At 61.0% G+C, this 5,913-nt stretch carries 5 protein-coding genes; all 5 read left to right on the top strand.

The genetic code is table 11. The annotated features are described in order from the left end of the window. Positions 1 to 170 precede the first annotated feature (170 nt). Positions 171 to 674 carry a peptidoglycan-associated lipoprotein Pal gene (gene pal / locus WA943_RS11675; protein WP_424470054.1) on the top strand — a complete coding sequence of 168 codons (504 nt, stop codon included), beginning with the start codon at positions 171 to 173 and terminating at the stop codon, positions 672 to 674. 210 nt (positions 675 to 884) lie between these two features. Next, complete coding sequence (ybgF, locus tag WA943_RS11670) at positions 885 to 1,775, top strand: tol-pal system protein YbgF (RefSeq protein WP_424470053.1); 891 nt, start codon at positions 885 to 887, stop codon at positions 1,773 to 1,775. 22 nt (positions 1,776 to 1,797) lie between these two features. Beyond that, positions 1,798 to 3,114, top strand: coding sequence for a tRNA lysidine(34) synthetase TilS (tilS, locus tag WA943_RS11665; protein WP_424470052.1), 1,317 nt, complete (start codon positions 1,798 to 1,800; stop codon positions 3,112 to 3,114). A gap of 207 nt (positions 3,115 to 3,321) precedes the next feature. Next, on the top strand, positions 3,322 to 5,238 hold the full coding sequence (gene ftsH, locus WA943_RS11660) for an ATP-dependent zinc metalloprotease FtsH (RefSeq protein ID WP_424470051.1): 1,917 nt from the start codon (positions 3,322 to 3,324) through the stop codon (positions 5,236 to 5,238). A 62-nt stretch (positions 5,239 to 5,300) separates the two neighbouring features. Beyond that, a partial coding sequence (locus tag WA943_RS11655; RefSeq protein WP_424470050.1) for a GDSL-type esterase/lipase family protein occupies positions 5,301 to 5,913 on the top strand: 613 nt, incomplete at its 3' end.

Genomic DNA, 5,913 nt, shown 5'->3' with positions numbered 1-5,913 from the left:
GTACTATTCTGTTGCGGTACGGCAACCCAGCGTCCTTTGGGCCGGCTTTGCAGAGAGATTGCTTCCCGGCAAAAGGGCTAGTCCTTTTTGCTTGGGCCGATTGCTATGCGACAGTAATAAAGGAACTCTGAGCCGCTTTGGCCGTTGAGATTAAAATGGAGAGCACCCGAATGAAGTCCCCGTATGCAGGCCTGCGGTTCGCCGCTGTGGCCGCTGCCTTCTTGTTGGTGGCCGCGTGCAGCTCGAGCTCCGAGACTGGCAACGCTTCCACTTCCCCGTCCACGTCATCGTCGACCGTCACGCCCGGCACGCAGCAGGATCTTGTCACCAACGTTGGTGATCGCGTGTTCTTCGACCTCGACCAGTCGTCAATCAAGGACGAGGGCAAAGCCACTCTGCAGCGTCAGGCTGCATGGATGAAGCTTTATCCGAACCTCACGTTCACGCTTGAAGGCCATGCCGACGAGCGCGGTACGCGTGAGTACAACCTCGCGCTCGGTGGTCGTCGTGCCGCCGCTGCAAAAGATTACCTGGTCAGCCTCGGCGTCGACGCCGCGCGCATCAAGACCGTCTCCTACGGTAAGGAGCGTCCGGTGTGCCTCGAGTCGTCTGAGGATTGCTGGGCCCAGAACCGTCGCGCTGTGACGGTTGTCGCCGAGGGCGCTGGTAGCTAATACGGCACAATTGCCGTTTGGTCGTTACGGGAGCGCTCTTCCGCTGATGCGGGAGGGCGCTTCCTTCGTTTTCAGACCTGCATTCTCTTCGTTAAGAGATTGGTGCATTAATGTCTGCGCCCAAATTTGGTCGCAGTTCTCGCTAGGATGCATTGTGCCGGAGGCGCGGCTTTCGGGAAGTGCTGGGGAAATCGTCTTGAGGCGGATCAGGTGACAAAAGCCAATTTTCTTGTTGCTGGCGGCGTTGCCGTCTTTGTCGGGCTTGCGGGCGTCGCATCGTTCGACGCGCGGGCGGACGATTCGGATCTGCGGGCGGTCAATAACCGGCTCGATCGCGTCGAACGCGCCATCAACGATATGCAGCAGAATTATAGCGGCGGGGCGCCCATGCGCTCCGGCGGCGATATTGGCGGCGGTTCGTCAGGCGGCGACACGCAGTTGCGGCTGAACGAGATCGAAGAGCAGATGCGCAGCCTTACCGGCCGCATCGAAGAGCTCAGCCATCGCGTCGAACAGACGAATCAGGACCTTCAGAATTACAAGGCCGCGACGGACCTCCGCTTCCAGGATATGGAATCGGGAGCCGCTTCCGGCGCGCCTGCCGCGCTCACACCGCCCGGCCAGTCCGGTGCGGCGCCTGCCGCGGCGAGCAAGCCTGCCGCTTCGGCTGCGCCTGCCAAGGTCGCTGCCGCGGCACCGACCGTGACGCTGCCTGCAGGCACGGCGCAGGTTCAATATGATTTTGCGATCGACCTTCTGAAGCGCGGCCAGTTCCCGCAGGCGCGCGACGCGTTCAAGCAGTTTCTCGAACAGCATCCGAAAGACCCGCTGGCGGGCAATGCTCAATACTGGCTTGGCGAGACCTATTATGTGCAAGGCCAGTACAAGGACGCTGCCGACAGTTTCCTGAAGGGCTATACGACCTATTCCAAGAGCTCCAAGGCGCCGGACAGCCTGCTGAAGCTCGGCATGACCTTGTCGGCGCTTGGCCAGAAGGATGCGGCTTGCGCCACGTTCGGCCAGTTGAAAGAGCAATTCCCGCAAGCGTCGCCCGCCGTCGTTGCACGCAACAAGCAGGAACGCCAGAAGGCGGGCTGCTGAGGCATCTGCGCATGAGCAAGGCATGAGCGCCGTATCCACTTCGTCCGCGCCATTAAGCGCAGCCGAGTTTGCGGATCGTCTAGCTCGTCTTCATCCATCGAACCATTTGGCCATCGCTTTTTCCGGCGGCCCCGATTCTCTGGCTTTGCTCTTTCTGGCTGCCCGATGGGCGAAGAGGGGCAAGCAGCGCAAGCTTGTGGCCTTCACGGTCGATCACGGGTTGCGCGCCGAATCGGCAGATGAGGCGCGGGCCTGTGCGCGCATGGCGAGGGCGCTTGGCGTGTCCCATCATATTCTCACGTGGCGCGGTGCAAAGCCGAGTGCAGGCATTCAGGCAGCGGCGCGGGACGCACGCTATCGGCTTCTCGAGGAAGCATGCATTGCCGAAGGCACATACGATCTCCTTGTCGCGCATCATCTGGAAGATCAGGCCGAAACCTTTCTGCTAAGGCTGGCGCGCGGCAGCGGCGTTGACGGGCTGGCAGGCATGGCAGCCACGCGCCCGCTGGGCATTGGCGGCGTGCGGCTTCTGCGCCCCTTGCTCGATATGCCGCGGGCACGACTGACGGCGACGCTGCAAAAGGCGAAGCTTCAGGCGATCGAAGATCCAAGCAACGAAAATATTCGCTTCGACCGCGTCAAGGCACGGCGCCTGCTGAAGGAGCTTGCGCCGCTTGGCCTCGATGTTGCGCGCCTTGCTGACACGGCGGCGCATATGGCGCGGGTGCGGGTGGCGCTTGAGGCGGAAACGAGAACATTATTGGCGCTGCATGCCGTTCTCGCCGTCACCGGCCATGTCGAAGCTGATATTGCGGGGCTCGTCGCTGCACCGGAAGAGATCGGCCTGCGGGCGCTTGCCGAGATTTTGAAATGCGTTGGCGGTTCGGACTACCCGCCGCGCTTTGAGGCGCTGGCGGCGCTCTATCAGGCGCTCAGGGACGGTACGCTGGGGCGCGGGCGAACACTTAATGGCTGCAAACTTATCGGCGACAAGGGGCGGCTCATCGTTCTGCGGGAGGCGGCTGCCGCGCTTATCGCGCCGGTGCTGACCTTAAGGCGCGGGGAGACCGGCATTTGGGATGGACGGTTTGCGATTACTCTCAAGAGCGTGCCAATGCGGTCGGGCCAGATGGAAGTGCGTGCTCTGGGCGTTGAGGGCGTTGCGGCTCTCAAGGCGCAGAAGCGGGAGTTTCCCGATGCACCGAAGGCGGCTTTGCCGACGCTCCCGGCCTTATGGAAAGGTGCTTCGCTTCTTGCCGTTCCTCATTTTGGAACGATCAAGCCGTCATATGTGGTCGAGGCAATGCCACTACGGCGCGGATTATTCGGCGCTACGTAAGAGGTGCTTTACGGCTGCCTGCGATAATCCGTCCGGGTTTCTGGAGAAAACCGGGGAAAACGCTACTTGGTAAATGCTTCCAAGCTCCCTATCTTCATCTAGATTAGAAGCACTCAAGACCGGCGGGCAGAACAGGGGCAGGGTTGGCATGTCTCCTGCTTAGTTTACCCTCGGTTGCGAAACGCCAGGTGACAGAAGGTCAAACCGTTGTCCAATTTCAAGAATTTCGCTCTGTGGGTGATCATCGCGCTGTTGCTTGTGGCGCTGTTCAATCTTTTCCAGAGCCCGGTGCAGCAAGCTGCGTCAACCGAGATTAACTTCTCGCGCCTCCTGAGCGAGGTTGACGGCGGCAATGTGCGCGACGTGACGATTGCCGGTGAGACCATCACTGGTCATTACGCGGACGGTCGCGCTTTCCGCACCTATGCGCCTTCCGATCCCTCGCTTGTGAACCGCCTTTACGACAAGGGCGTCGCGATCACGGCCAAGCCGTCGGAAGATGGTGTGCCCTCGATCCTCGGCGTTCTCGTCTCCTGGTTCCCCATGCTTCTGCTGATCGGCGTCTGGGTGTTCTTCATGCGCCAGATGCAGGGCGGCGGCGGCAAGGCCATGGGCTTTGGCAAGTCGAAGGCGAAGCTTCTGACCGAGCGCCATGGCCGCGTGACCTTTGAAGATGTTGCGGGCATCGACGAGGCGAAGGACGATCTTGAAGAGATTGTCGAATTCCTGCGCGATCCTGCGAAGTTCCAGCGTCTTGGCGGACGCATTCCCAAAGGCGTGTTGCTCGTTGGTCCTCCCGGCACGGGCAAGACCCTGCTCGCGCGCGCGATTGCGGGCGAAGCGAATGTGCCGTTCTTCACGATCTCCGGTTCCGACTTTGTCGAAATGTTTGTCGGCGTCGGCGCGAGCCGTGTGCGCGACATGTTCGAGCAGGCCAAGAAGAATGCGCCTTGCATCATCTTCATCGACGAAATCGATGCGGTCGGTCGTCATCGTGGCGCCGGTCTTGGCGGCGGCAATGACGAGCGCGAGCAGACGCTGAACCAGTTGCTTGTCGAGATGGATGGTTTCGAGCCCAATGAAGGCATCATCCTTATCGCCGCGACGAACCGTCCCGACGTTCTCGATCCCGCGCTGCTGCGTCCGGGCCGCTTCGACCGTCAGGTCGTGGTGCCGAACCCTGACGTTGTCGGCCGCGAAAAGATCCTGAAGGTTCATATGAAGAAGGTGCCGATGTCGCCCGACGTCGAGCCGCGCACGCTTGCGCGTGGCACGCCCGGCTTCTCCGGTGCCGATCTAGCAAACCTTGTGAACGAAGCGGCTTTGCTGGCGGCGCGTCGCGGCAAGCGTCTCGTGACCATGTCGGAATTCGAATCCGCCAAGGACAAGGTGATGATGGGTGCGGAGCGCCGCTCCATGGTCATGACCGAGGAAGAAAAACGCCTCACGGCCTATCACGAAGGCGGGCATGCGCTCGTCGCGCTGAAAATGCCGGCATCCGATCCGGTTCATAAGGCGACGATCATTCCGCGCGGTCGTGCGCTCGGCATGGTGATGCGCCTGCCGGAACGCGATCAGCTTTCGGTGACGCGCGAAAAGCTTCAGGCCGACCTCGCGGTCGCAATGGGCGGACGTATCGCTGAAGAAGTGATCTTCGGTCACAACAAGGTGACGTCGGGCGCGTCGTCCGACATTTCGATGGCGACGAATATGGCCAAGGCCATGGTGACGCGCTGGGGCATGAGCGACAAGCTCGGGCCGCTGTCCTATCACCAGAATGAGGAAGAAGTGTTTCTCGGCCATTCCGTTTCGCGCCAGCAGAACATGTCGGAAGAAACGCAGCGCCTGATCGACGGGGAAGTTCGTCGTATCGTTGAAGAGGGTTATGCGACCGCAAAGAAGATCATCACGGATGATCTTGAGGATCTGCACATCATCGCCAAGGGCTTGCTCGAATATGAGACGCTTTCGGGCGAGGAGATCAAAGGCCTCCTCAGGGGCGAGCCGCCCGTGCGTGAGCGCGAAGAATCGGTGAAGGCGGATACGGGGCCTGTGTCTTCCGTTCCCCAGACCGGCCGTCCCGGACAGGGGCCGGGCATCACGCCGGAGCCGCTTGGCACCTGACTACTCTGTATGAGACGAATGAAAGGGAGGCTTCGGCCTCCCTTTTGTTTTGGGGAAGAACGATGCGCGCTTTGATCGCAATATGGCTCGGCTTGCTCCTTCTCGGCGGATGCGTGGCGGCTCCGCAATCGCCCGTTGCCGCTCCCGTTCAGCATGTCGCGGAAGCGCCATATCTCGTGCAGCCCGAGCGCATGGCGGCCAAGCGGGTATTTGCACACGCATCGCCGGTCGATCTCGTTTTCATCGGCGACTCGATCACGCAGAATTACGAGAAGCACTCGGCGAACCCGGCAGAGAATTACGCACCGATCTGGGATCGTTTCTACGGCGCGCGCCGGGCGCTCAATCTCGGCTATGGCATGGATACAACGGGCGCAACGCTTTGGCGCTTTGACCAAGGTGAGCTTGACGGTATCGCGCCGAAGGTTGCCGTTGTTTTGATCGGCACCAACGACACCAATCTGGGGCGCGGCGTGAGCGAGACCTTTGCGGGCGTCGAGGCCGTTGTGGAAGCCGTTCATGCGCGCTTGCCGCGGACAAGAATTCTGCTTCTTGGGATTCTGCCGAGCGCAAAATCAGCGGCGAAGAGCGCTGCCGATGCTGAAATCAATGCGCATCTCGCAACGCGCTATGCCGCCAGTTCTTTCGTCACATTCCTGGATGTCGCGCCGATCT

The organism is Parvibaculum sp. (assembly GCF_049651025.1).
In the GTDB taxonomy this organism is placed as follows: Bacteria; Pseudomonadota; Alphaproteobacteria; order Parvibaculales; family Parvibaculaceae; genus Parvibaculum.
The sequence above is the reverse complement of the archived record's forward strand: the minus strand, read 5'-3'. Positions and strand labels throughout refer to the sequence as shown.

What these genes read in the sequence shown, in the direction of transcription:
- tilS (WP_424470052.1), top strand. Translation starts at nt 1,798, where the DNA reads ATGAGCGCCGTATCCACTTCGTCCGCGCCATTAAGCGCAGCCGAGTTT.
- pal (WP_424470054.1), top strand. Translation starts at nt 171, where the DNA reads ATGAAGTCCCCGTATGCAGGCCTGCGGTTCGCCGCTGTGGCCGCTGCC.